Annotated in this window: 4 protein-coding genes and 1 pseudogene; 2 read left to right on the top strand and 3 right to left on the bottom strand. The window is 52.9% G+C overall.

What is annotated here, in order from left to right; genetic code table 11:
• Positions 1 to 234: pseudogene (locus K5905_RS30345) on the bottom strand (tRNA 5-methylaminomethyl-2-thiouridine synthase); the annotation flags it as partial.
• A 136-nt stretch (positions 235 to 370) separates the two neighbouring features.
• Between K5905_RS30345 and K5905_RS30340 the strand changes: the two are divergent.
• Positions 371 to 1,531 carry an FAD-binding oxidoreductase gene (locus K5905_RS30340; protein ID WP_297591435.1) on the top strand — a complete coding sequence of 387 codons (1,161 nt, stop codon included), beginning with the start codon at positions 371 to 373 and terminating at the stop codon, positions 1,529 to 1,531.
• An 89-nt stretch (positions 1,532 to 1,620) separates the two neighbouring features.
• Here the strand turns inward: K5905_RS30340 and K5905_RS30335 are convergent, their stop codons facing one another.
• On the bottom strand, positions 1,621 to 1,809 hold the full coding sequence (locus K5905_RS30335; protein WP_297591433.1) for a hypothetical protein: 189 nt from the start codon (positions 1,807 to 1,809) through the stop codon (positions 1,621 to 1,623).
• A 242-nt stretch (positions 1,810 to 2,051) separates the two neighbouring features.
• On the opposite strand from K5905_RS30335, the gene K5905_RS30330 reads away from it, so the two are divergent.
• Positions 2,052 to 2,522 carry a YbaK/EbsC family protein gene (locus tag K5905_RS30330; RefSeq protein WP_297591431.1) on the top strand — a complete coding sequence of 157 codons (471 nt, stop codon included), beginning with the start codon at positions 2,052 to 2,054 and terminating at the stop codon, positions 2,520 to 2,522.
• Positions 2,523 to 2,534: 12 nt separating this feature from the next.
• Here the strand turns inward: K5905_RS30330 and K5905_RS30325 are convergent.
• The coding region (locus K5905_RS30325) for an NAD-dependent epimerase/dehydratase family protein (RefSeq protein ID WP_297591429.1) at positions 2,535 to 3,295 on the bottom strand (761 nt) is incomplete at its 5' end.

Here is a 3,295-nt window from a genome sequence, read left to right as displayed (position 1 = left end):
CAAGTCCCGAAGCGCTGAAAGCGTCGTCAGAAAGTTCAGCCCTGTACCGAAACCAAGCTCGGCAATGGCGAAAGTCCGGCGCCCCTCAAAGCGCTCCGGCAGCCTGTTGCCCGCAAGGAAGACGTGCCGGGTCTCAGCAAGGCCTCCAGCTTTGGAAAAATAGGTATCGTCAAATCCCTCCGCCCGAGGTACGTCACCCTGCAGCCATTCCAAGTCGGGTGCTTTTGTGGACATTTTGCCGTTTTGCTCTTCGTCTTGCTGGGATATAGGGTCCAAACTCCAGTGGTTTCACACCCAGGTCATTCCCAAGCTTCCTGTGCACTCTTAGGCCAGCCCGCTTGTGCAATCAATCATGAGGATCCTTTTCCCGATGGCACTCTCAACCGTCCAGCCGTTTGACCTTGCCATTGCCGGGGCCGGCGTATTTGGCCTGTCGATTGCCCATTGCGCCCTCAAAAAGGGCCTGCGGGTCGTCGTCCTGGAGGCAAACTATGTTGGCGCCGGGGCAAGTGGTGGACTGCTGGGAGCGTTGATGCCGCACATGCCAGCCCGCTGGAATCCCAAGAAGGAATTTCAGTTTCAAGCACTTTTGAAACTTGAAGACCACATTGAACAGCTGGAATTCGAAACCGGCCTTAGTTGTGGATACCGCCGCTGCGGCCGCATCCTGCCTCTGACCACCCAGGACAAGCTTGAGCATCATCTGGAACGGGCAGAGGAAAGCAAACAACGTTGGCATCCAAAGCAGACCGGATTTTCCTACTTGGTGGAGCCGGCCGGCAGCCGGTCCGACTGGTTAAACGCCACAGCGGCCCCGTTCGGCATCGTTTACGAAACTCTGGCTGCCCGCGCATCACCACGTTCCTATCTCCAGGTACTTGCCGCATTTGTCAGTACGCGCGGTACGCTGATCGAAGGAGCCGAAGTAACCGGCTTTGAAGAAGCATCAGGTACAGTTCTGCTTGCCGGCAACAGGGAACCGGTTCGGGCAAACCGGCTTGTACTTTCAGGAGGATTTGCCGCTTTTGACCTGATTGAGCAATTCACCGGAGAAAGAATTGGCCGCGGGGAAAAAGGACAGGCCTTGATCCTTGAAGGCAAGGGTCTGGAAAACAGGCCCGCGATTTATTGCGATGGACTTTACGTCGTCCCTCACGCCAACGGCACGGTTGCCATCGGCAGCACATCCGAACGGGAATTTTCCGACGCCACGCCATCACCTGGACGATCACGTGAACTTATCGACAGGGCAACCGCGTTTTGTCCGCAGTTGGCAGGCCGGGAAGTCGTTACCGATTGGGCGGGGATAAGACCACGATGCAACAAGCGTGATCCATTGATCGGCCAGTTACCTGGCCATGATGCAGTTTATGCTGCGACGGGAGGATTCAAGATATCTTTTGGCATTGCCCACCAGATCGCAGACTGCCTCGTTGCAGAAATGACGGGCGACGCGCCCACTTACGAACTTCCTGCGACTTTCAAGCCGGACCATCATTTTGGTATCAATCGGCTAGACGCGGATATTTAGAGTTTGTGAGTTCAGGCTCAGCGAAAACGTCCCGTTTCTGTTTTTCGAGAAACTCTGAAGACAATTCAAACGCCTGGGCAGCAACAGTCTTAAATCAATGAAAAGACTGCATAGATCCCGTACAAGGAAAGCGAAACTGATCCCCAGAAAAGGAGATTCTTCGCCAACAAAAAAGGTACGCTCACATTCCCACCTTTTTGAACCGGCTCCTCAACACGCGTATCGTCCATGCCCTTGGGAGGATAAACTTGAGAAGCAGCTGTCATGGCCTTGGCCATATTGGCAATCCTTAAATGAATAGATCGGCGAAATTGTGGAAACGTGTTTCCAAGTTCTTCGAAATAAGCATTAGAAGATACCTGTTTAAATCCCATTTAAATTTACAATGAATACTTTATTAAAATTCGTCATAATTTATTTGAAAATATACACAGCTCGTTTTTGGCGTCGCCAATTGCCTATTCGAGGCAAAAATGCCAGAAGTTTTTGCAGGTTACCCGAGACAGGAATTTAGACCCGTATGAGCCTTGAAAGTGTACGTTCCCACCTGGCGAATGCCGCTCCTGAACTTGAAGTCATTGTCACCCCGGACAGCAGTGCGACAGTGGAACTGGCTGCAAAGGCACACGGTGTGTTACCCGGACAAATTGCCAAGACACTTTCATTTCAGTTGAAAGAAGAGATCTTTCTGGTCGTTGCCCGCGGCGATGTGCGTCTGGACAACAAAAAGGCCAAAGCCGAATTTGGCGGCAAGGTCAAAATGCTTGGGCGGGAAGAAGTTGAACGTCTGACCGGCCATCCTGTTGGTGGCGTTTGTCCATTCGGACTGGCACACACTCTGCCCGTTTTTTGCGATATCTCTTTGAAAGACTTTGATATTGTCATTCCGGCCGCGGGTGCGACCAATGCCGCCGTGAAGATCTCCCCTCAGCAAATGGCGGAAATCACTGCAGCAAAGTGGGTTGACGTCTGCCAGCCGCCTCAGGATTGAAACTCTCGAAAATCAGACCTGATAATACTCTCGGTACCAGTTGACAAACTTGGCCACGCCATCGTGGACGTTGGTCTTGGGGCGATAACCGGTCAGGGTTTGCAGCAGGTCCGCATTCGCCCAGGTTGCAGGGACATCACCTGGCTGCATGGGCATCATGTTGCGTTCAGCCGGCCTGCCGGTGGCTGCCTCAATTGCCTCGATAAATTCAGTCAACTGAACCGAGTTCGAGTTTCCAATATTGACGATCCGCCATGGCGCTACTGGTGAGAGACTATCGCCTTCCTCTACGTCACCATCTTCGGCAGGTCGTATCGGAACTGCGTTCATCAGAAGCCTGATACCCTCCACCAGATCTTCGACATAGGTAAAGTCCCGTTTCATGTCTCCGTGGTTGTAGACGTCAATGGGACGCCCTTCCAGGATTGCCTTGGTGAACTTGAACAAGGCCATGTCCGGCCGTCCCCAGGGACCGTAGACCGTGAAGAAACGGAACATGGTGATCGGTAGATCGTAGAGATGCGCATAGGAATGCGCCATCGACTCAGTCGCTTTTTTAGTCGCCGCATAAAACGACATCTGATGATCGGCCTTGTCGGTCTCCGTATAGGGCATTTGAGTGTTTGCACCGTACGCAGAGGACGTGGACGCAAGCAGCATATGCTCGGGAGGAAAGGCCCTGGCGGCCTCAAGCAGCTCAAATGTGCCGCAGATATTGCTTTCCAGATAAGACCTGGGAGACTCAATCGAATATCTCACCCCTGCCTGAGCGG

It is taken from the genome of Roseibium sp., from assembly GCF_025698965.1.
GTDB lineage: Bacteria > Pseudomonadota > Alphaproteobacteria > Rhizobiales > Stappiaceae > Roseibium.
The sequence above is the reverse complement of the archived record's forward strand: the minus strand, read 5'-3'. Positions and strand labels throughout refer to the sequence as shown.

What these genes read in the sequence shown, in the direction of transcription:
- K5905_RS30330 (WP_297591431.1), top strand. Translation starts at nt 2,052, where the DNA reads ATGAGCCTTGAAAGTGTACGTTCCCACCTGGCGAATGCCGCTCCTGAA.
- K5905_RS30340 (WP_297591435.1), top strand. Translation starts at nt 371, where the DNA reads ATGGCACTCTCAACCGTCCAGCCGTTTGACCTTGCCATTGCCGGGGCC.
- K5905_RS30335 (WP_297591433.1), bottom strand. Translation starts at nt 1,809, where the DNA reads ATGGCCAAGGCCATGACAGCTGCTTCTCAAGTTTATCCTCCCAAGGGC.